We start from the raw sequence: 21998 nt of genomic DNA on the forward strand, positions 1-21998 counted from the left end.
CCATGGAGAAGAAACTTGCTTTTCTAGGACCGCGTGGAACGTTTACCGAAGAAGCAGCGCGGATACTGTCGCTCGGACAAAATCTATCTTTCGTTCCGTACCCAGGTATTATTGAAGTACTAGACGGTGTTTCCAAAGAGGAAGTGGCATACGGTGTCGTACCGATGGAAAACTCCATTGAAGGAACGGTCAATTCTACACTGGATTGGCTCATTCACGAAGTAGAGCTGCCTATTTTGGCAGAGCTCGCCTTGCCAATTACGCAAAATTTGCTTGTGGCAAAACGAGAGCACCCACTTCCTTTGTCCGCGATTACGAGAGTGCTGTCACATCCTCAAGCGATTGCACAAAGCCACAACTTTTTGCGTGAAAATTTGCCGGAAGCAGCGATCGAAACAGTAAACAGTACGGCATTGGCTGCAAAAATGGTGAGTGAGCATCCAGAAGAGCCATGGGCTGCTGTTGGTACTCGATTAAATGTAGAGATCTATCCATTGGAGTTTGCGCGTGAACAAATTCAAGATTATTCGAATAACTATACGCGCTTTGTTCTCGTCGGTCGGGAAAGTCTTGATCTACCGGTTTCCCGCAAGGAAAAGACGACGATACTGGTCACGCTGCCAGAAGATTTCCCGGGAGCGTTGTATCAAGTACTTGCTGCTTTTGCTTGGAGAAAGGTCAACTTGTCTCGCATCGAATCACGTCCGACGAAGAAAGCACTCGGAAGCTATTATTTTGTCATCGACATTGAGCAGAAGATGGACGATGTCTTGTTGCCAGGAGCATTTGCTGAGATTGAAGCCATTGGTTGTCAAGTTCGTCAGCTCGGGACGTATCCGTTTTATATGCATCAGACCAATTCCTAGAGGGATTGGTTTTTTCTTTTTCTACTCCCTCCCAACAAAGGAATGACGTCAAGGAGCAAAACGCCCATGACTGCATACGATGTTAGGGAGTTTGGTGCAAGGGAGGAGAAAAACATTGAGAATACACATCGTCCAAAAAGGCGATACGATGTGGAAGATCGCCAAAAGATACGGCGTCGATTACAAAGAACTGTTACGCCTTAATAGTCAATTAAAAACTCCCGATACAATTTATCCTGGAGCGAGAATCAAGATTCCGGCGAAACAAGTTCCTGTCCGACCACCACAAAGAACGACGCCCCCGCATCCAATGAGTGAGGCGGCCCCTTATGTGAAAGAAAGACCGATTACGGAAGAGGAAGAGATGGAGGTTCCGCAACAAATTGAAAGGCGGCCCATTGAGCCGGAAGAATCAGGAGAAGTGGAAATCGAATCCAGAGAGGAGATCAGACCTACTCTACCACCGGCTCCCATTCCTACGAGGCCACCCAAGGAGATGCCTAGACCTCCCAAAGAAATGCCAAGACCACCAGTCCCTTCTGTTTCACCAGAGATAGTCAGGCCAACGGAACCACCAACATTACCACCAACATTACCACCAACATTACCACCAACACTACCACCTCCACCACCAACGGAGCCGATCGAAAAACCAATCGAGAAGCCAAGTGAAAAACCGATCGAAAAACCGATCGAAAAACCGATCGAAAAACCAACACCGTATAAACCACCGAACATTTCAGGTAATCCAAATGTGCTGCCTCCGGTTCCGCCTGTTCCTATACGTCCACTCATACCGACTCCACCTCCAACCGGAGTGAGTCCGTATATTTATCCACCAGCGATTCCACCGAATCAAAATGTTCCCTACATTCCATATAGACCACCGACTCAGGTCTTGCCCTTACAGCCAATACGACCGCCAGCAAATGTATGCCCACCTTGCACGCAGCCACAGGTAAGCCCATTGCAACCGATGCAGCCAAACTACCTACCGCCACGGGTAAGCCCATTGCAACCGATGCAGCCAAACTATCCACCGCCACGGGTAAGCCCCTTGCAACCGATGCAGCCAAACTATCCACCGCCACGGGTAAGCCCCTTGCAACCGATGCAGCCAAACTATCCACCGCCACGGGTAAGCCCATTGCAACCGATGCAGCCAAACTTCCCACCGCGGGTAAGCCCATTGCAACCGATGCAGCCAAATTTCCCACCGCAGGTAAGTCCATTGCAACCGATGCAGCCTACCTACCCACCACGAGTAAGTCCGTTGCGGCCGCAGAAGCCGACTTCAAAGGTGAGCCCGCAACAGCAGCTCAAGCCACCTTCAAAAGTGAGCCCGCAACAGAAGCAGAAACCAACAACGAGGGTAAGTCCAGAGCAAGAGCGCAGGCCGATGCCACAGGTGCGCCCATTCCCGCCATTCCGACCGCCATTCATGCCACCATTCCCACCACCATGCCCGCCATTTCCTCCCTGCCCACCGTTCGTGAACCCGTGGAATGGCCCATTTTATCCAAGTCGCCGACCGATTGTGAGTCCCGAACAAATTCGACCTATTCAACCATTTCCAATGGTCCCACCACCGATCAGACCGATGCCGTTTCCTTATCCATGCCCACCACCATTTCCACCCATGCCATTAAAGCGGCCACGAGCGAAGAAGCCTGTGTGCCCGGAACCAGTGGAGTCATCATCATGTGAGTGTTCTTCTGAAGTCATGGAGTACAGAGGCCGAAAAGGCAAGTACAATCGTTCTCCACAGGGGATTCACAATAACATGATGTTCCCGCCTTCCCCGTGTATGGCTTCCATGCCTGAACAAGGGGTTTGGCCGAACTGGGGAGATGGGCATGAAGAATCCTCTTCTTACTGAGAGGGTATGGGATGAACAAAGGAATCTTATCCACCATTGAAAAGGCTTTTCGCTGTCAAATCTACGGGGTAAAGCCGAAGCGAAACGTCAACCTGTTAAAAACAGACCGGGGCCATTGGATACTCAAAGGATATAAGCAGGTCGAAAAAGCTGTGTGGGTGACAGAGTTAGCAGATGCCCTATACCAAAAGGGCTTTCATCATACGGTGCAGTATGTGGAGAGTCAGGAAGGGGCAAAAATTTTTACATTTGAAGACCGCCATTACACCATCATGAAAATGATTGATGGGCATGAAGCAGATAACGGTTCTCTTTTCGATGTGAAAAAAACAGCAGAGACATTGGCGCGCTTTCATGTTGCAGCTCAGGGTTTTCCTATTGCTCATTCCTATGCGTATGAAGGAAAACCTGCCCTTTTAGATAAATGGGAGAGCCGCTTGGAATACTTTGAGCGATTGATGTGGTCGCTTGAACAGAAGGGACCACAGACAAAACTGGAGCAACTCATTTCCCAACAGGCAGATCATGTCCTTCGGGATGGCAAGGAGCTGCTGCAATCTGCCTACAAGCTGCCTTTGACGCCAGAAATGTTTTTAGCCATGGAGAGGGGGACACTCGCTCACAGAGACGTGGCGAGTCATAACTTTTTGCTTACGGAGCGAGGCAATTGCTATTTGATCGACCTTGATACCGTAGGGCATGATCTTCAGCTTGTTGACCTTGTACAATTGATGTCGCGGATGCTATTGATGCAAGAGTACCGAATGGATTCCTTTGTAGAAGCGATGGAAGCCTATAGTAACGTCAACTATTTGTCTGATACGCAGATTTGGGCTGTTCATCAATTGCTTCGCTATCCGGATAATTTCTTGCGGGAGGTAACGGGCTTGTATAGTCAGCGCCCAGGCTACCACATGAAGGGCGTCATGCAGCTGATCCAAATGGAAGGCAAAGTGATGGCAAATCGCCAACGCTTTTTAAACGACGGAGAACGAATCTTCCAGCGCTCTCCGTGGGGGCATTACCACTTTGTTGGATAGTCGGATAAAATAAAACATCCCTCTTTCAAGAGGGATGTTTGTGTTGTTGGCAAGCTTACTTGGAAGCAGGCTTGGACAGATCAATAGAGAATTTCGCAAACCCAGATTCCAATACGTTGATGAACTTGATATGGGACATTTTTTCAGCGAATGGTTTCGCGTCAGGAGAAGAAGTGAAGGTAACGTTCAGCTTCGCATCCACTGGAGCAAAAGACCAGTTGTTGTCTGCTGCTGGATCGATATTTTTTTGGTTCAGGATGTAGTCGATTACGATTTGACGGTTTTCATCTGGAGAATCGATTACGATGTTTTTGCCATCCAGGCCTGGGAACGCACCGCCGCCGCTTGCACGGTAGTTGTTGGTTACGACGATGAACTTGTCTTCAGGTTTTACTGGTTTGCCGTTATAAGACAGGTTTTTGATGCGGTTTGCATCTTTGTTTGCTACTTTTCCATCTACAGCGTATTTGGATGGTTGCGTAACATCGATTTGATAAGTAACACCGTCGATTACATCATAGTTGTACGTTGGGAAAGACTCGTTGATGAGTGGTTGCTCATCTGTTTTCTTCGCATCGATTTGGTTGAACTGTCCAGCGGAGCGCTCTAACCATTCTTTCACCGTAGCACCATCGACCAGAACCGCTTTTAATGTGTTCGGGTAGATGTACAGGTCAGATACGTTTTTGATGGCGATTGTACCAGCTGGGATATTGGAGTAGTAGCTCACTCCGTTACGGCCGCCCGCTTTAAATGGTGCACCAGCAGACAGAACTGGAATGCCGTCGTATTCTGTACCCTTCACGTTTTTCTCAACGAACCATTTTTGTGCATTGGTTACGATCTGGATAGATGGGTCATCTTGCACGAGTGCAAAGTAGCTGAAGATCGGGGAAGATGTTTTCCCTACAGCGGAGCGAACCCAGTCAACTGTTTTATCGTGATCTTCTTTTACTGCTTCTACGATAGCTTTGTCTGCATCAGCCAAGGATGCTTTGTTTGCTTTGTCATAAATCGGAACAACTTTTGTAGCGGACTCAGCTACTTTCCATTTTCCGTTTTCTTGTTTCAGCGTCAGGTCGATCACGCCGAGGTGGTTACCCCAGAAGCCAGGCATAACGGCTGGTTTACCGTTGAGCGTTCCTTTTTCTGCATCAATGCCTGGAATTTTATCGAATCCAGGACCAGGGAATACGGAGTGGGAGTGTCCGAACAAGATCGCGTCGATACCATCTACTTTGCTCAGCTGGTAGCTAGCGTTCTCCAATTGAGGACCACCCTCGATAGGACCAATTCCGGAGTGAGGAACTGCGATGATGATGTCCGCACCTTTTTTCTTCATTTCAGGTACGAATTTGTTGGCAGTTTCCACGATGTCCTTCGCGATTACTTTTCCTTCCAGGTTGGCCTTGTCCCACTGCATAATTTGTGGAGGAACAAAACCGATTACGCCTACTTTGAGTTTTACATCTTTGCCGTTCTCATCTTTAAAAGTACGCTCCAGGATTTCGTAAGGAGTGAACATGTTTTTGTCATTGTTAGGGTTTTTGTCCTTGTCGTCTACATAGACGTTGGCGTTAATATAAGGGAATTTCGCACCTTTCAAGCTGGTGCCCAAGAAGTCCAAACCAAAGTTGAACTCGTGGTTACCGATATTGGCAACATCATAGTCCATCAGGTTCATTGCTTTGTAAGCAGGGTGAGTATCTCCGGCTTTCAACGGGTCAATTTTTGCCACGTAGTCGCCCAATGGGTTTCCTTGCAACAAGTCACCGTTGTCGATCAGGATGCTGTTTTTCGCTTCTTCTCTTGCTTTTTTGACCAATGTCGCTGTTTTTGCGAGGCCAAACTCGTCTGTGTTTTTGTCTTGATAGTAGTCATAGTTCACGATGTTGGTGTGGATATCTGTCGTTTCCAAAAGGCGGAGCTTGAGGACAGAACCTGTTTGCGCGCTTACAGGAGTAAGAGGAAAAGAGAGTGCGCCAACAACCAAAGAAGTGCTGAGGAGAAAAGCAGTCAGCATTTTTTTGTTCGTTTTTTTCATGTTTGAAATGACCTCCATAAGTTTACAATAATGCCAAGCAAAAATAGTTTATCATTAGATTTGAAGGCTGGATAGATAGCTAGATGAAATAGTATATTAATTTTTTGTATTGACAAAAGTAAAAAAATATAACGTCAATCCCACTTTAGTCGCGTATGCCCCTGTTTCTTTGTGGCAATGATAGGAAGAAAAGTCTATAAAAGAAGGGGTTCTATTTGACTGAGAAGAAAAAATGGATGGTTTACGCGACGTGGGGTGTAGCTTTCGTTACAGGCGTCGTAGCCGGCATCGTATTTCTGGGTAAAGATGGAAACGATTCAGGTCTTACGCGCTTACTGAACCATACTGGTATAGCAGATGTAGTTGCAGGTAATTCGTACGAACTGGTTTTAACCCGCCATTATTTGTGTGGGGTGCGAGATGAAGATCATGTATCGGTTCGTCCGAATCAACTGGCAGACGCCATGGGCAACTATAATGGATGGGAAATTGTACAAGCCGAGCCCGTCAAGATGCTCTTAATGAAACGCGAGCAGGATATAGCGCCAGCGTGCAAGGAGAATGGACATATCGGAATAGCTGCGGACGGCATGCTTGCCCTGTTTCATGGTCTGCCCGCTGAACAAGATGTCGTGCAAACCTTTTATCGAATCGATACGGCAAAAATGGAAGCGAGTCTGCCAAAAGAGGAATGGGAGAATCTGAAACGGGGGATTCGCATTCGGAACTTGGCAGAGTATAACAGTGTATTGTCTACCTATGGCGAATACCAATGGAGCGGACAATGAATACGGGTAAACCGAAAAGAAATCCCTTTCGAGCCTTTCGTGTAACAAGCGCGTATGGACTGGAAAGGGATTTTTGTTTCCATGGCTACGGATTTAGTTCAACCGCAATGATTCGCCAGCGTTCCCCCGGGACTTCACGGCGCAAAAGAAACTTCCATGTTCGTCGAAAATTCCCGCCTTCCTCTGCGATGTACGCGAGCCGAACAGGAACCTCTATCAAGAGGGGACCACGTTCGTCTGAAGGGATGACGATTTCTGACGTTCGCACAGATTCGATCGCGGACAGTTCTTCTGGAAGTGTGAAACCGTCTGTTGTCATTCGCATCGAATGGGTGTCGTGCTCATGCAGAGCGGTGAGGAAATAGCCGACCAATTCTTCAGGTGACGCCCCTTTTAGTGTAGTTGCAAGTGCTCCGGAGGCTTTGAGAATCATCATGCTGTGACTGGGATCGGGCTCTGAGCGTCGATGGGTGGAGCTGCCAAAAAAGTGGATGCAAAAATGCCCCGGGAATTCATTTCCCTTAATCGCACCAGCACCATGAGGCATTCCGTGCATAGACGCTGCAAAATAAGTACCGTCTACCTCTACCAGAATGGCTCTGCGCTTCCACGACCATTTTCCCTGATAAATGTTCTTCATGATCTGTGTATCCTTGCGCGTCAACGGTTGAACATCGGCATGGCGACTACCTGCTCTGCGCTGGACATCAAAACGTTGTCCTGTCTCTAAATCAATTACCGTACCGAACTCCATCCGTTTTAACGTTTTTTTCACCTGTTCCCAAGGAATGGCTTGTGCAAAATGGACTGCCTCTACGGACTTGACCATTTCTTCGATCTGCTGGCGAACATCATTTGCCAACACATAGCGACGTGGCATTTCTTTTTCATAAAGCTGACCATCGTGATCATATACATACATTCGTTTTTTTACGGTCAATGTAGCGCGTACCCAGTGTGGGTTATAGGAGGCAACTTCGATAGCAGAGCCCAATATCCGCTTCGTAAATTGCTTTTGATCAGGGAAGGACATGGTCGTTTGGAAGGAGGAATCGGGTGACACCGATACGGTGACCATGATGTCATTCTTGATCTTGGCAAGCGCATAGTATGGCATGGACAGTGCGATTGCGAGAAAATAGATACAAAAAATAAGGACTTTGCTGCGCAACAACCAACACCTCCACAGCTTATCGTTTCAATAAGATGTCTGACATATGTGGCGTAAATCTTGGTATCATAACACCATTGCGCTTACGCCATACTGATTTCATACGGTGATCGAAGGAGGAGTCTTTAGACCATGTCTACCATGCCTAGAGGTAGCTACAAAGACCAGTTCCATCAGCGTTTGTACGTTCAGTTGAACCAGGGGCACAACAAGCTCAATTACCAACAGATCAATAAGATCAAAGAGCACATGCAAAGTGGCGTAGACGACTATGCCCACATGCAGCATGATGTGTCGGATTCATTCGGAATGAACAAACACTAACAGACGCCGTATAACCCGTTCCTTTTATTGGGAGCGGGTTTTTTTATATTTCTGTTCAAAAGTCGACTTTTTGAACTTGGATATGAAATGGAAATACACGTTCGCTTTTTGGGTGCTTTGTGTTACAGTAGAGAGTAGAATCTTTGCTCACGGAGAGTGGACTATGCGCATTTTAGGAATTGACCCTGGCATTGCGATTGTTGGCTTCGGGGTTGTGGATAAAGAGGGCAGCCAATTGCGTCCCGTCCAATATGGAAGCATTCAAACAGAAGCTGGATTGCCAGTACCGCTTAGATTGAAACAGATTTTTGAGGCAATGCAGAGCCTTCTGGAAACCTATCGTCCCGATGAAATGTCCGTCGAAAAGCTTTTCTTTAATAAAAACGTGACGACGGCCTTTACAGTTGGTCAAGCGCGAGGGGTTATTATCCTTGCAGCAGAGCTGGCTGGTGTGCCGGTCTATGAATATACCCCGATGCAGGTCAAGCAAGCTGTGACTGGATACGGGGGAGCAGAGAAGAAGCAAATACAGGAAATGACGAAGCTCCTATTGCGGTTAAAAGAAGTACCAAAGCCTGACGACGTGGCGGACGCATTGGGCATTGCGATTACGCACGCACAGTTTCGAGCGTTCATTTCCATTTCGGAAGGGGTCAAGAAATGATTGATTTTGTAGAAGGTACACTTAGTTATCTCGATTCGGAATACATAGTTATCGAAACGGGTGGAATTGGTTATCGACTGTTTTGCCCAAACCCGTACCAATTCGTTCGGTATGAAGGCAACAAAACCAAATTGTTTACCCACCACCACGTGCGGGAAGATGCCATCCTGCTGTACGGCTTCGCTACCCGTGACGAACGCGATTTGTTCCGCAAGCTGCTCGATGTTAGCGGAATTGGTCCAAAGGGCGGATTGGCTATTCTGGCCGCTGCAACGCCTGAGCAGCTAGTGATGGCGGTTCAACAGGAGAATGTTACCTATTTGACGAAATTTCCGGGGATTGGGAAAAAGACGGCCCAACGCATTATCCTCGATTTGAAGGATAAATTGGTAGGGTACACACCATCTGCGATTTTGACTGTTGCAGCGGGTGATTTGACAGCAGGCGAGCAAGCTGTGTCTGCACTGAACGAAGCGCTCGATGCATTGACTGCACTGGGTTACTCTGATGGTGAACTGCAAAAAATCAGAAACACGCTGTCTGAGAAATCAAAAGAGGGCGATGGTGTAGAAAAGCTCATCAAACAAGGGCTTGCGTTGCTCATGAGGGGGTAGGATTTTGGATTCTCGGATCATCACGACGCATATGAATTGGGAAGAAGATGCGGCGGAGCTGAGCCTCCGTCCTCGTTATTTAAACGAATACATCGGTCAGCAGCATGTGAAGGAAAACCTGAAAATTTTTATTGAAGCGGCCAAAATGCGGAAAGAGTCGTTGGACCACGTACTGCTGTACGGTCCTCCTGGTCTGGGGAAGACGACTCTGTCGCAAATTATTGCAAATGAGCTGGGTGTGAATATCCGCACGACTTCTGGTCCAGCAATTGAACGCCCCGGTGATTTGGCAGCGATTTTGACGAATTTGCAAGAAGGCGATGTCCTGTTTATTGACGAGATTCACAGACTGAACCGAAGCGTCGAGGAAGTTCTGTATCCGGCGATGGAGGATTTTGCGCTGGACATCATTATCGGTAAAGGGCCAAGCGCTCGCAGTGTTCGTTTGGATTTACCGCCATTTACACTAGTCGGGGCTACGACGCGGGCTGGAATGCTCTCCGCGCCGCTTCGAGATCGCTTTGGGGTTGTCAATCGCTTGGAATTCTATACTGTTCCGGAACTGACCTTTATCGTTTCACGGGCAGCCGACATCCTGCAGGTCGTCATTCGAGAAGGCGGGGCAGAGGAGATTGCCAGACGTTCACGGGGAACACCCCGGGTGGCAAACCGTTTGCTGAAGCGGGTTCGCGATTTTGCCCAAGTAAAAGGCGAAGGCGTCATTACGACAGAGATTGCCAAAGAAGCGCTGGAAAGATTGCAAGTAGATGCCTGCGGTCTCGATCATATTGACCACAAACTGTTGCTAGCGATTATTGATCGTTTTGACGGTGGGCCGGTTGGACTGGATACGATCGCAGCAACAATCGGAGAAGAGTCACAGACGGTGGAAGATGTTTGCGAGCCGTACCTCATGCAGATTGGCTTTATGCAGCGGACGCCACGGGGGCGTGTACTCACCCCAAGTGCGTACCAACACTTTGGTCGGGAGATGAAATCGTGAATCCTGTAGCCAAGCTACTTATTATTGGTGGTGCTGCTTTAATCGTAATCGGTCTGTTGTGGCAGGTAGGAGGCAGATTTTTGCCGCTGGGACGTTTGCCGGGAGATATCGTGGTAGAAAAGGAAAACGTCAAATTCTACTTTCCGATTGTGACTTGTATTGTGATTAGCATCGTCCTGTCTCTTGGCATGTATCTATTTCGGTTGTTTAAATAAGCAAGTGTGTAGGCCATCGGAGCTCATCGTTCCGGTGGTTTTTTTGTGTGTGCGGGCGTTTGGTCCCATTTTACGAAAAAGGCAGGAGATCAGCCGACGATTGTCGAAAAAACAAGTGGGAAGACATGCCAATTTTTGTTGAAAATCAGGTGAAGAAAGGACAATGGACGACATGAGAAAGAAATGGATGGGGAAAGTCCTTTCGGTGGGCCTGCTATCAGTAGTTCTCGTAGGAGGACATGAACCAGCGCAGGCAGCCGGCGACAATATTAGGGTTGCGCTATTTGTGGATACAGGACAAGGATATCGAGGAGTAGTTCCTTCCGTTACGCTAACTGCTGCAAATGGAATGGAGGTCGTGCTCAATGGACCCGAAGGCAAGACAGATTTACCCGAATTAAAGGGAGATGCAGCTCGTTACCGAGTTGATGAATATCATCTGATCGTTGCCGAAACAGGTGACTGGAATCGCGCACAGCAGATTGCACAGCAATTGAGCCAACGAAAATACGAGGGTTCGATCCAGGTGGCAAAACGTAACGGTCAGACCGTCTATCAGGTTGTAAGCGGAACGTACGACACGTATCAGGCTGCTGCGAATCAGGCAAAAACAGTTGCCCAAGCAATCGGGCAGAATCCGCTGGTAAAAGGCCCGCATCGACTCGAAGCGGGTAAATTCAAAAGCTTAAAGGAAGCGCAAGAATGGCAAGCGTCCTTTGAAGCAGCGGGTATTCCTGCTTATCCCGTGATGGTATCAGAGGGGGATAAAGTAAAGTATGCGGTTTGGATCGGTGATGAGGTTAGTCCTGATGCTTTGAAAGAATTGAAACGAAGAGCAAACGCTGCATTCCCTTCTTTCTCCTATCAGGAGCCAGACAGCCATTCATATGTTATATTGAAGCAGGATGTATACGGATCATCGGATGAAGTGATTTGGAAGTATGTATTCTCCCCTCAAGTTAAGCTGACCGTTGAAGCGAATAAAGCAGACGATGAAGCGGTGATTGGCGTTGTGGAACGAGAGCAGCGCACATATCGGGGTGAGATGGAGCTGTCGGAATACAATGGTCACTTGACGCTAGTAAATGAGCTTCCGATGGAAGAGTATCTGTATGGCGTCGTTGGCTCTGAAATGGCTCCAGGCTGGCCAATAGAAGCATTGAAAACGCAGGCAGTCCTGTCGAGAACTCGTGCTGTGTGGCAAGGCAATAAGTATGGTGTTGCCAATGTGTCCGATACGGTTTTCGAACAAGCGTATTATGGCTATACAAAAGAGTCTGATGATGTGCGTGAGGCCGTCGACGAGACGGAAGGCGAAGTCATTTACTACCAAGGCAAACCAGCCGAGTCGCTCTTCTATTCCAACGCAGGCGGTATGACAGCGGATGGCACAGAAGTATGGGGCAATCCCGTTCCTTATTTGCGATCTGTCGAGAGTAAAGACACCTATCCAATGGATAATGCAAGCGTATGGTATCGTGTGGCTTTAGCGGATGGTACGAGCGGCTATGTACGAAATGATCTGGTAACCGAAACAGGCCAGAGCAATTCAGCCGGACAAAGAATGGCGGTCATTTCGACCGAGAATACCAATTTGCGCTCGGGTCCAAGTACAACGACGAATCGGGTGTTGTCCGTACTCCCTACTGGTGCAGAGGTAACGATCCTCTCAGAAGTAAAAGAAGAAAATGCGTATTCGTGGACGCGTGGTCCGTTTACCGCTACAGAGATCGCAGCCATGATCAATGCGGCGCATGACAAGAACAAAGCTCCACGCATTTCAGGAAACGTAACGAGCCTGAAAGTGACAGAGCGCGGTCCATCTGGACGTGTGATCGCGATGGAAGCAAACGGGAAGCCAATCGTCGTTTCTTCACCGGATGCTTTCCGTTCTGTTTTTCAACAAGGTGGCTCCCCTCTTCGCAGCACGAAGTTTGAAGTAGAAAAGATCAATGGTTCGCAATTCATCTTCCGTGGTACTGGCTTTGGGCACGGACTTGGTGTTTCGCAATACGGAGCACGTGCGATGGCAGAGGAAGGGTATGACTACAAAGATATCTTGCAACACTACTACCAGGATGTGACAATCGAAAAGTAAGTCGTTTGCCACAAGATCTACCGCAAAAAGGAGTAACGATTTCGTGGACGTGCAACAATTTGATTTTGATTTGCCGGAGCATTTGATCGCCCAGCACCCGCTAGAAGACCGAACTTCATCGAGATTGCTCGTGTTAGAGAAACAAACAGGCAATATCGTTCATCAGCAATTTACCCATTTAATCGATCACCTCCAAGCAGGGGACGTACTCGTCATGAATGACAGCCGCGTTTTACCTGCCAGATTGATAGGGGAAAAGACTGACACTGGTGCGAAAATAGAAATCCTTTTGTTGAAATCACTTGGTGAGGATCGTTGGGAGACGCTGGTGAAGCCCGGGAAGCGGATGAAGCCGGGGACAGAAGTGGTTTTTGGTAACGGCCTTTTGCGTTGTGTTTGTGAAGACGTGACAGAGACAGGTGGACGAATCGTGCGCTTTTTGTACGAGGGAATCTTTTATGAGATTCTCGACCAATTAGGCTCGATGCCTTTACCTCCGTATATTCACGCGCAGCTGGAGGACAGCGAGCGTTACCAGACAGTCTATGCGAAGGAGCGCGGTTCAGCGGCAGCTCCGACAGCCGGGCTTCATTTCACAAAGCCATACTTGGAGCAAATCGCTGCCAAAGGGGTACAGCTGGCTTATGTGACACTGCATGTTGGACTTGGGACTTTTCGCCCTGTATCAGCGGATTCCGTGGAAGAGCATGTCATGCACGCGGAGTACTATGAGATTCCCGAAGAAACAGTAGAGCTGGTGAACCAGGCAAAAGCAGAAGGTAGAAGAGTAATCGCTGTCGGGACGACATCCTGCCGAACATTGGAGACAGTAGGGCGCGCGAATGGAGGAAAGCTGGTGGCAACCTCTGGTTGGACGGATATTTTCATTTATCCGGGCTACACGTTTTCCATCCTGGACGGGCTACTGACAAACTTCCACTTGCCAAAGTCTACGCTCGTCATGCTTGTGAGTGCATTGGCTGGAAAAGAGAATGTGATGCGTGCCTACAAAAGGGCTGTGGAAGAGGAGTATCGCTTCTTCAGTTTTGGCGATGCGATGCTAATTTTATAAAAATGTGAACAACCCACCTGTATAAGTGTATACTTATTAGTCAGGTGGGTTTACTTCACCCGGAAGTTTTTCTATAATAGGTAAGACTTACATACATAGCTTGAGGAGTGCAAAGATTTGGCTGTACGCTACGAGTTAATCAAAACATGCAAACAAACTGGTGCACGTCTCGGTAAGCTACATACACCTCATGGGACGATTGACACCCCTGTCTTTATGCCTGTCGGTACACAAGCGACAGTAAAGACGATGAGCCCCGAGGAGTTAAAAGCGATTGGTGCGGGCATCATCCTCAGTAATACGTACCATTTGTTTCTTCGTCCAGGGCATGAAATTGTTCGCGAGGCAGGCGGACTGCACGGTTTTATGAATTGGGACCGTGCCATTCTGACTGATTCCGGCGGTTTTCAAGTATTTAGCCTTAGTAACCTCCGCAAGATCACGGAGGAAGGAGTATCCTTCCGTTCCCACCTAAACGGAGAGAAGCTGTTTATTGGTCCTGAAGAGGCGACACAGATTCAAAACGCGTTGGGTGCCGATATTTTCATGGCATTCGATGAGTGTGCTCCTTATCCTGCGGAGTACGATTACGTAAAAAAATCAATGGAGCGAACAACCCGCTGGGCAGAGCGTTGCCTGAAGGCGCATACTCGTCCAAACGAGCAAGCGCTGTTTGGGATCGTTCAAGGTGGAATGTTCAACGACTTGCGCGCACAAAGTGCACGAGATCTCGTTTCCATGGATTTCCCAGGATATGCGATCGGCGGTTTGAGCGTGGGAGAACCGTTTCCTTTGATGTACGAAGTGCTGGAGCATACTGTTCCGCTGCTTCCGACAAGCAAAGCCCGCTATTTGATGGGGGTTGGTTCACCAGATGCTCTTATCGAGGGAGCGATCCGCGGCATCGACATGTTTGATTGTGTGTTGCCGACAAGAATTGCCCGCAATGGGACATGCATGACAAGCCAGGGAAGACTGGTCATCCGTAATGCAAAATACGCGCGCGACTTTACCCCGCTTGATCCAAATTGCGATTGCTACACCTGCAAAAATTACACACGTGCTTACATCCGACACCTGGTCAAGTCGGAGGAAACCTTTGGTATCCGATTAACTACTTACCATAACCTGCACTTCTTGGTGAAGTTAATGGAACAGGTGCGTCAGGCGATTGCCGAAGACCGCTTGCAAGATTTCCGCGACCAGTTTTTCGCTCAATATGGATTGGGTGAAGATAGATCTTTTTAATCGAGGGGGATTTTTTTCATGGATGGCTTGACTCAGTTTTTACCGATTATCATCATGTTTGCGATTTTTTACTTCTTGCTGATTCGTCCGCAACAAAAGAAGGCAAAACAACGCAACGCTATGCTTGGTGCTCTGAAAAAAGGCGACAAGATCGTAACAATCGGTGGAGTGCATGGAACAATCCAAGAACTGTCTGATGATACTGTTACGTTGCGGATTGCTCACAACGTAAACGTTACTTTCGATCGTGGAGCGATCAACAACGTAGCTTCTTCCAGCAACGAACCTGCTAAGACTGAACTAACGAAGAGCGAAGAAACAAAAGAAGAATCCAAATAATACATGCGAAAAGCAGGTGGGTGATCCACCTGCTTTTTTCTATCTTGTTTTAGCGGCGTGGCTTGATAACTTTAGGTTTATGCTTGTTGTTGGAATTTGCCGAATTCACACCGAGAATCCCACCTAATGCAGCCACTCCAAAAGCACCGAACAAGAACAGGAAGGTTCCCCATTGCATCGGGGCGTCAAAGCCGAGGAAGCCAATCAAGAGAATGAAGAGGAAGTACGTGAGTCCGGTAAGTCCGCCATAATACCAGCCCTTGCCGCCGCAACGTCGACCAGTAACGTATCCCCCGACCAAGAGGGCAATGGCATTGATTACGTACGTAAAATAGGGCAGCGTGCCTTCTCGTATCGAGGTGAAGCTAAGAAGCAGGGTCGCGAGCAACGCTCCAATTAAAACAAGACATGTCGTATACAATAGACCGGTCAGTACAGAGGTGGATGCACTTCGCACGGTATGTACCCCCTTATTGGAAGTGTTTGTACATCTATATGAGAGGCTTGGCTCACGTATTCATCTTCGCGTTGAACATTGAAAGGAATTTTCGTATGATGGATGGGGAACGAGACGGGGGTGAGAAAGATTGATCAAAACGTACTTTTATAACCACTCTGAACAGAAAATGTTTCACGACGTTGATCTGGCAACGAAGGATCAATGGCTGAAATCACCAGAGGATTTGCTCTGGATCGATCTGTATGATGTGGGAAACAATGAACTGCCCTATATTGCCAAGATTTTTGACTTTCACCCGCTGGCAATTGAGGACTGCCTGCACGTCAGTCCACGTGCCAAGGTAGACAAGTACGATGACTACTATTTCTTCGTTTTTCACGCCCTGCGTTACAATGAAGAAAGTGACGACGAGATCACAACGGTAGAACTGAACGTTTTTCTCGGCCCTAACTACATCGTGACGATCCACAAGTCCCCGATGAATACCATCGGTCGGATCGCTGCCATGTGTCACCGCAACATTTCTTACTTGAACAGAGGTCCTGACTATTTGCTTTATGCCATTGTAGACGGGATTACCGATGAATATTTTCCCATTATTGATCGGATTAGTGTGCGGATTGACGAGCTGGAGGACGAGATTTATGAACATCAGATGGAGGAAATTACCGAAGAGTTCCTGGCGTTGAAGCGAACGATTATTTTAATCAGGCGTGTGATCATGCCGCAAAAAAGAATTTTCGCGAACGTCAACGGCCGTTACTCCTTCGACATTTCCGAGGAAAACGTTCCGTTCTACACCGACCTAACAGACCACTTGGAACGGATCTCGGATTCAACGGAAACCTTCCGTGATCTGGTTAACGGTGCGTTGGATACGTACTACACCATCATTAGCGCCAAAACAACCGAGACGATGCGGGTTCTTACCATCATCTCCACAATCATCCTTCCGTTGACATTTATCACCGGACTATTCGGGATGAATACTTTCGCATGGCTGGGTGAAGAAGCAGAACCGTATATGCTGATCGTGGCACTCGTAATTATGCTAGCCATGACGTTTGCCATGCTTCACATTTTCCGCAAGAGAAAGTGGCTGTAATTGGTGCTAATACTTTCCCTGCCCCCTGTTGAACACTAGTATCAAATGTTCTTTGGGGGGCAGCGTAAGTGGATGATCTTACTATGGTGTTACTTCGCACCCTTTTCTCGTATTTTTTCCTCCTGATCTTAGTGCGGTTAATGGGAAAGCGGGAATTGGGAAAGCTGTCCGTTTTTGATGTGGTCATCTCGATTATGCTTGCAGAAATGGCTGCACTGGCGATTGAGGATGTCGATAAGCCTGCTCTTCGGTTTTATTTGCCGATGCTGTTGATTGCCTTATTGGAAGTCGCCTTCGCTTATCTGTCATTAAAAAGCAAGAAATTCCGCGATACTGTGGACGGCTCTGCCGATTTGATTATAGAAAATGGGCAAATCAGGGAGCAGGCGATGCGTCGCAATCGCTTGAATATGGATGATTTGATGGTACATCTGCGGCAAAAAGACGTAAAAAACATTGCCGATGTTGAATTTGCGTTGTTGGAGCCAACTGGACAGATGAGTGTGTTTTTAAAGGAGCAAAAAGAAAAGGTTACGAGGGAAGATCTCGCGTTGATGAAGAAGCTACAGGTCGGTCCTGTCTCATACAAAGGCCTGCCCATCCCATTGATTCTCGATGGCAAGGTGCGAACGGAGGCATTGAGCAAGATCGGACAAAACGAGCTATGGCTGAAACGAGAAATCCGGAAATACGGTATTAAAGACATTCGAGAAGTCTCTTTTTGCAGCATTGACGAGCGTGGCATCATGTATTTGGACAAAAAAGATAAGCCGTAGCAACAAGTGCTAACGGCGAGGGAAGAATGCGGCGAGTTGTTCGCCGATCCACGGAATGCGCCGGACGTCTTGCTTCCCCAAGACGCGCATGGCGACGAGTAGGACAATGTACAGCAACATGCTAATGAAGGTGCTTGCGGTCAATAGCTGTCCAATCGAAATGTCCGTAAACCAGTGCTTGGCAATGTAGGAACCGGAATAACCCATGAGCAGCATGGCAACCGCGATTTTGCCGAATTCCCGAAGGTCGACCGTAAAACCAATTTTTTTGATCAGGCTGGCAAAATGCAATAGCGTCCCAAGCGTAATGCCGATATTAAGAGCAATGACAGCGCCGTGAATACCGAATGATGGATGTGCCGTGAAAAAAAACATGGCGACAGTTTTGATGATGGCACTGATCAGTGTATTTCGAAAGACGACCTGAGCGTAATCGAGACCTTGCAAAGCGGCGGCAAGAGGGGCTTGGAAAAACAGGAAGACGGAGAACGGTGCCAGCTCTTTTAGCAGCACGCCAACCTCCCGATACTCATTGCCGTAGAGCAGGACACATAAGGGTTCTGCAAAAATAGTGAGTAAGACGGTACAAGGTGCTCCAATGACGAGTGTTATCCGCATGGCTTGATAAATGCGGCGATGCACGAGTGGAGCATTTTTTTGATAGGCCGCTTCCGCTACGGCAGGAACGAGGGAAACGGACAAGGAATACGTTAAAAAAGTGGGAAAAAGCACCAAAGGAACGGCCATTCCGGCAAACTGTCCGTACAAGCTAGTAGCAGTCGAGGTGGTAAAGCCTGCAATAACGAGCGCGTACGGTACGAGCATCGGCTCAAGCACGTAAGCAATGGAGCCGATGACGCGGCTAAGCGTGACAGGGAGTGCGACATGAATGAGTTGCGACAAGCTCTTTTTGCTTGCTGAAACCGTCATGAGAAGAGGCTTATCCAGAAGCTGAGCTGCTGCTTTTTTGCTGCCTTTGCGATACTGCCAGAGAATGTACAAGAGTCCGGCGGCTTCTCCAAAAATAATACTGGCGACAGCCCCTGCTGTGGCGTACTCAATGCCTTCCGAAAGAAACGACATCGTCATGACAACGACCAGTGCCATTCGGACGACTTGCTCCACAAGTTGAGAGACGGCAGTAGGGATCATGTTTTGCTTGCCTTGGAAGTATCCTCGCAGGACAAGGGAAATGCCGGAAATCGGGATGACCGGAATGGCTGCTAGCAGAACAATGTGTGCACGAGGGTCTGCGAATAGCATTCCGGAAATCCATTGTGAGAACAAGAGAAGCAGGACGCAAATGAAGAGGCTAATCCCGCCGGCAACCGACAAGGCTAGTAACAAAAATCGGCGAGTCAGCCGCGGATTATTAGCTGCTTCCGTCTCTGCCACTTGCTTTGCAATGGCAACCGGAAGTCCGAATGTCGTCACCGTAATCAGAAAGTATAAAAGGGGCACAACCATCTGATAAAGCCCCATTCCTTCCGCTCCGATAATGCGCGACAACACGATCCTGTGAGCAAAGCCAAACACTTTGGTGATGCCACCAGCAATAATGAGGATGACCGTTCCGTAAAAGAAGGATTGTTTCATGGAAGGCTCCTTTGCAAGGATAAATTCACTCAGTAAAGAATATGGACGTGCCGCTGTCGGCATGACTACTTTGAGGGGGAAAATTGGGATGGACCAAGCGCAAAAACAGGAATGGTATGGGCAAGTCGTAAGTCTCTGTGTAAGCAAGGCAGAGGAATTTGCTCTTTTGGGTTACGACAACGTGGCGCCTGAAGACGTTTGGGAATGCGTCACGAATGGCTATAAGGAAATGCCACCGATACACCAGCTTGTCAACGACATTTTGTCCTTGAAGACTAACAAGTACATGAATTACCTCATGATTCAAATGTACAAAAATTCTTAGTGAGTTTATAGAAACTTCCGGCCGCCCTCTTCGTATACGTACATGTCGCGAAAAACGCAAGGGGTTGGTTACCATGGTTTACATTCCCAGCAATAATTGACACGTTTTTTTGTACTTCGTTATAATGGGCATATTGGTTTCTCGTCTAGGACGGGACCCTGTTAGGAAAGAGGGGTATTACTACTATGGTTAAATGGGGAAGATTCCTCCTGTTTCTGGTCGTTGTAGGGCTTTTGGCTACGCTTGTAGCAACTACGACCAAGCAGGTGGCAGGAAACATCACACTCGGTCTGGACCTGCAGGGCGGGTTTGAGATTCTGTATGAGGTAGAGCCTCTCGAGGCTGGGCACAAAGTTGATATCGAGCTTTTGAAATCAACAGCTCACATGATTGAAAGACGGATTAACATCGGTGGCGTAGCTGAGCCAGTCACCACTACCGAATTGCCAAACCGGATTCGTGTTCAAATCGCATCACAATCAGCAGATCAGGACAAGCTTCGCGAGTTGATCGGGAAGCCTGCTCATCTGACATTCCGTGATGAAAATGGCAAGATTATGTTACAGGGAAGTGACTTGGCTCCAAACGGGGCAGCAGTTGGTTATGACGACCTGAAACGCCCGCTCGTTACCCTGAAATTCTCTGACCCGAAGAAGCTAGAAGAAGCTACACGTGCAAACCTGCACAAGCCAATGGCGATCTTTTTGGATGAGACGATGCAAACTAATCCGACCATTCAATCGGTCATTTCTGGTGGTAGTGCGCAAATTACTGGAAATTACACACAGGAATCGGCACAGGAATTGGCTGATCTGCTGAATTCCGGTGCGATGCCAGCCAAACTGGTTGAGAAGCAAGTAACCTCCGTGGGTGCTTCCTTGGGAACCCTGGCTCTGGAGAAAACCATGTATGCAGGGTATATCGGGGCTGCGCTGATCTTTATTTTCATGCTAGTTGTTTACCGTATGCCAGGTATGATTGCAAACATTACCTTGGCTGGATTTACCTATTTTTGTATGGTCGTACTCGACTGGATGCATGCAACGCTGACGCTGCCAGGTATTGCTGGATTTATTTTGGCCGTAGGGATTGCCGTGGATGCCAACATCATTACCTATGAGCGCATCCAGGAAGAAATCCGTTCTGGCAAGACAGTCCTCTCTGCCTTCCGTGCAGGTGAACGTCGTTCCTTGATTACGATTATCGATGCTCATGTAACGACACTGATTGCAACGGGCGTTCTGTTTTTCTTCGGGACGAGCTCCGTACAAGGCTTTGCTGTTGTATTAGCGATGACGATTATCGTAAGTATCATTACCAACGTGTTTGGGTCCCGCTTCCTCCTCTGGCTGGTTGTCCGTTCCAACATGTTTAAAAAGCCGTTCTGGTTCGGGGTAAAGGAGAGTGAGATCCGTGAGCTATGATAAAGACCATACTGTAATCAGATTTGACATCGTGAAAAATCGCAGGAAGTTTTTCATCGCTTCCTCTGTGATTATTATCATCGGCCTTCTGTTTACGCTATTTCAAGGTCTTCACCTGGGCGTTGACTTCAAGGCAGGAACTCGCTTAGATATGTTTATTGGAAAAACATTCAATCCGACAGATGTAGAAGAAGTGATCAAAAAAGAGGTTCCTAATGTGAATTTCAGTAAGGTCACTCCATATGGTGAAAATCAAGCCTACACACGTTTTGACCAAACCATTTCATCCGACACACTGATGAAAATGGAAATGGCTCTCAAAGCAAAATACGGTCAGCAGGTCTCGAAGCAGGTTTCGTCGGTTGATCCGAGTATTGCGCAAGAGATGGTGCAAAAAGCGGCGATTGCGGTTGCGATTGCTGCTGTGGGAATTGCCATCTACATCGCGATCCGCTTCCAATGGCTGTTTGGTATTGCGTGTGTCGTGGGGCTTGCGCATGACGTGTTTATTCCGATTGCGTTGTTCTCTATCCTCGGGTTGGAGGTAGACATTACCTTTATCGCCGCGCTTCTGACGATCTTGGGTTACTCGATTAACGATAAAATCGTTATTTTTGACCGGATTCGGGAGAACTTGAGAACGATGAAATCCAAGACAATTCCTGAACTGGAACATCTGGTGAACGTGTCGCTGTGGCAAACGATGCGCCGTTCTGTATACACGGTAGCGACTGTATTCTTCACAGCTCTTGCACTGGCTGTTTTGGGAAGCGAGAGCATTCAGAACTTCTCCTTGGCCCTGCTGTTCGGTCTGGTGAGTGGTACGTATTCCTCTATCTTTATTGCAGCCCAAGTATGGGTGAATTTGAAAGAACGGAATATGAAAAAGAAAAAAGAAGTAATGTAAAGGTGGACAAAACCGCAGGTGAACCCTGCGGTTTTTCTAT

Annotated in this window: 23 protein-coding genes and 1 pseudogene; 19 read left to right on the forward strand and 5 right to left on the reverse strand. The window is 47.9% G+C overall.

Annotated elements, in window-relative coordinates:
* Positions 1-2: 2 nt before the first annotated feature.
* Positions 3-866 (forward strand): prephenate dehydratase, encoded by an 864-nt coding sequence (gene pheA / locus BBR47_RS09585; protein WP_012685574.1) that lies wholly within the window; start codon positions 3-5, stop codon positions 864-866.
* A gap of 148 nt (positions 867-1014) precedes the next feature.
* A pseudogene (locus tag BBR47_RS31530) lies at positions 1015-1068 on the forward strand (LysM peptidoglycan-binding domain-containing protein); the annotation flags it as partial.
* A 125-nt stretch (positions 1069-1193) separates the two neighbouring features.
* Here BBR47_RS31530 and BBR47_RS31535 read toward each other — a convergent pair.
* Positions 1194-1661 carry a hypothetical protein gene (locus tag BBR47_RS31535; protein ID WP_041749338.1) on the reverse strand — a complete coding sequence of 156 codons (468 nt, stop codon included), beginning with the start codon at positions 1659-1661 and terminating at the stop codon, positions 1194-1196.
* Between the two features lie 147 nt (positions 1662-1808).
* Between BBR47_RS31535 and BBR47_RS31540 the strand changes: the two genes are divergently transcribed.
* Together BBR47_RS31540 and BBR47_RS09600 are read left to right on the forward strand one after the other, a co-directional pair.
* On the forward strand, positions 1809-2573 hold the full coding sequence (locus tag BBR47_RS31540) for a hypothetical protein (protein ID WP_050763825.1): 765 nt from the start codon (positions 1809-1811) through the stop codon (positions 2571-2573).
* Positions 2574-2756: 183 nt separating this feature from the next.
* A complete protein-coding gene (locus BBR47_RS09600; RefSeq protein ID WP_012685576.1) occupies positions 2757-3785 on the forward strand; it encodes a phosphotransferase in 1029 nt (342 codons plus the stop codon).
* 55 nt (positions 3786-3840) lie between these two features.
* On the opposite strand, the gene BBR47_RS09605 is transcribed toward BBR47_RS09600, so the two are convergent.
* Positions 3841-5829, reverse strand: a complete 1989-nt coding sequence (locus BBR47_RS09605; RefSeq protein ID WP_012685577.1) for a bifunctional 2',3'-cyclic-nucleotide 2'-phosphodiesterase/3'-nucleotidase — start codon at positions 5827-5829, stop codon at positions 3841-3843.
* Between the two features lie 215 nt (positions 5830-6044).
* On the opposite strand from BBR47_RS09605, the gene BBR47_RS09610 reads away from it, so the two are divergent.
* Positions 6045-6617 carry a BofC C-terminal domain-containing protein gene (locus tag BBR47_RS09610; protein ID WP_041749339.1) on the forward strand — a complete coding sequence of 191 codons (573 nt, stop codon included), beginning with the start codon at positions 6045-6047 and terminating at the stop codon, positions 6615-6617.
* Between the two features lie 85 nt (positions 6618-6702).
* Here BBR47_RS09610 and BBR47_RS09615 read toward each other — a convergent pair whose 3' ends face one another.
* Positions 6703-7788 (reverse strand): hypothetical protein, encoded by a 1086-nt coding sequence (locus BBR47_RS09615; RefSeq protein ID WP_012685579.1) that lies wholly within the window; start codon positions 7786-7788, stop codon positions 6703-6705.
* 132 nt (positions 7789-7920) lie between these two features.
* Between BBR47_RS09615 and BBR47_RS09620 the strand changes: the two genes are divergently transcribed.
* The 9 genes from BBR47_RS09620 (at position 7921) to yajC (ending at position 15365) form a co-directional block, all read left to right on the forward strand.
* Positions 7921-8112 carry a hypothetical protein gene (locus BBR47_RS09620; protein ID WP_007724527.1) on the forward strand — a complete coding sequence of 64 codons (192 nt, stop codon included), beginning with the start codon at positions 7921-7923 and terminating at the stop codon, positions 8110-8112.
* Between the two features lie 163 nt (positions 8113-8275).
* Complete coding sequence (gene ruvC, locus BBR47_RS09625) at positions 8276-8776, forward strand: crossover junction endodeoxyribonuclease RuvC (RefSeq protein WP_012685580.1); 501 nt, start codon at positions 8276-8278, stop codon at positions 8774-8776.
* Complete coding sequence (gene ruvA, locus BBR47_RS09630) at positions 8773-9390, forward strand: Holliday junction branch migration protein RuvA (RefSeq protein ID WP_012685581.1); 618 nt, start codon at positions 8773-8775, stop codon at positions 9388-9390. Before ruvC ends, ruvA begins: the two co-directional genes overlap by 4 nt.
* 4 nt (positions 9391-9394) lie before the next feature.
* Complete coding sequence (gene ruvB / locus BBR47_RS09635; protein ID WP_012685582.1) at positions 9395-10393, forward strand: Holliday junction branch migration DNA helicase RuvB; 999 nt, start codon at positions 9395-9397, stop codon at positions 10391-10393.
* Positions 10390-10608: a DUF2905 domain-containing protein gene (locus BBR47_RS09640; protein ID WP_012685583.1), complete on the forward strand. Its 219-nt coding sequence runs from the start codon at positions 10390-10392 to the stop codon at positions 10606-10608. Before ruvB ends, BBR47_RS09640 begins: the two co-directional genes overlap by 4 nt.
* Before the next feature lie 163 nt (positions 10609-10771).
* The gene (locus BBR47_RS09645; RefSeq protein ID WP_012685585.1) at positions 10772-12706 is read left to right on the forward strand and encodes a SpoIID/LytB domain-containing protein; all 1935 of its coding nucleotides are present in this window, start codon (positions 10772-10774) and stop codon (positions 12704-12706) included.
* 43 nt (positions 12707-12749) lie between these two features.
* On the forward strand, positions 12750-13778 hold the full coding sequence (queA, locus tag BBR47_RS09650; protein ID WP_012685586.1) for a tRNA preQ1(34) S-adenosylmethionine ribosyltransferase-isomerase QueA: 1029 nt from the start codon (positions 12750-12752) through the stop codon (positions 13776-13778).
* Positions 13779-13895: 117 nt separating this feature from the next.
* The gene (tgt, locus tag BBR47_RS09655) at positions 13896-15026 is read left to right on the forward strand and encodes a tRNA guanosine(34) transglycosylase Tgt (RefSeq protein WP_012685587.1); all 1131 of its coding nucleotides are present in this window, start codon (positions 13896-13898) and stop codon (positions 15024-15026) included.
* 18 nt (positions 15027-15044) lie between these two features.
* The gene (gene yajC, locus BBR47_RS09660) at positions 15045-15365 is read left to right on the forward strand and encodes a preprotein translocase subunit YajC (RefSeq protein ID WP_012685588.1); all 321 of its coding nucleotides are present in this window, start codon (positions 15045-15047) and stop codon (positions 15363-15365) included.
* A 49-nt stretch (positions 15366-15414) separates the two neighbouring features.
* Here yajC and BBR47_RS09665 read toward each other — a convergent pair whose 3' ends face one another.
* Positions 15415-15822, reverse strand: coding sequence for a TIGR04086 family membrane protein (locus BBR47_RS09665; protein WP_012685589.1), 408 nt, complete (start codon positions 15820-15822; stop codon positions 15415-15417).
* A 130-nt stretch (positions 15823-15952) separates the two neighbouring features.
* Here BBR47_RS09665 and corA point away from each other — a divergent pair, with 130 nt between their 5' ends.
* Both corA and BBR47_RS09675 read left to right on the forward strand, forming a co-directional pair.
* Positions 15953-16930 carry a magnesium/cobalt transporter CorA gene (corA, locus tag BBR47_RS09670; RefSeq protein WP_007717563.1) on the forward strand — a complete coding sequence of 326 codons (978 nt, stop codon included), beginning with the start codon at positions 15953-15955 and terminating at the stop codon, positions 16928-16930.
* 68 nt (positions 16931-16998) lie between these two features.
* Positions 16999-17706 carry a DUF421 domain-containing protein gene (locus BBR47_RS09675; RefSeq protein WP_012685590.1) on the forward strand — a complete coding sequence of 236 codons (708 nt, stop codon included), beginning with the start codon at positions 16999-17001 and terminating at the stop codon, positions 17704-17706.
* Between the two features lie 9 nt (positions 17707-17715).
* Here BBR47_RS09675 and spoVB read toward each other — a convergent pair whose 3' ends face one another.
* Positions 17716-19302, reverse strand: a complete 1587-nt coding sequence (spoVB, locus tag BBR47_RS09680; protein ID WP_012685591.1) for a stage V sporulation protein B — start codon at positions 19300-19302, stop codon at positions 17716-17718.
* Between the two features lie 88 nt (positions 19303-19390).
* Here spoVB and BBR47_RS09685 point away from each other — a divergent pair, with 88 nt between their 5' ends.
* The 3 genes from BBR47_RS09685 (at position 19391) to secF (ending at position 21958) form a co-directional block, all read left to right on the forward strand.
* On the forward strand, positions 19391-19627 hold the full coding sequence (locus tag BBR47_RS09685; protein ID WP_012685592.1) for a post-transcriptional regulator: 237 nt from the start codon (positions 19391-19393) through the stop codon (positions 19625-19627).
* A 185-nt stretch (positions 19628-19812) separates the two neighbouring features.
* The gene (secD, locus tag BBR47_RS30250) at positions 19813-21051 is read left to right on the forward strand and encodes a protein translocase subunit SecD (protein ID WP_012685593.1); all 1239 of its coding nucleotides are present in this window, start codon (positions 19813-19815) and stop codon (positions 21049-21051) included.
* The gene (gene secF / locus BBR47_RS30255) at positions 21041-21958 is read left to right on the forward strand and encodes a protein translocase subunit SecF (RefSeq protein WP_012685594.1); all 918 of its coding nucleotides are present in this window, start codon (positions 21041-21043) and stop codon (positions 21956-21958) included. The genes secD and secF overlap by 11 nt, the downstream gene beginning before the upstream one ends.
* The last annotated feature ends 40 nt before the right edge of the window (positions 21959-21998 follow it).

Origin of the sequence: Brevibacillus brevis NBRC 100599, from assembly GCF_000010165.1 — a bacterium.
Lineage (GTDB): Bacteria > Bacillota > Bacilli > Brevibacillales > Brevibacillaceae > Brevibacillus > Brevibacillus brevis_D.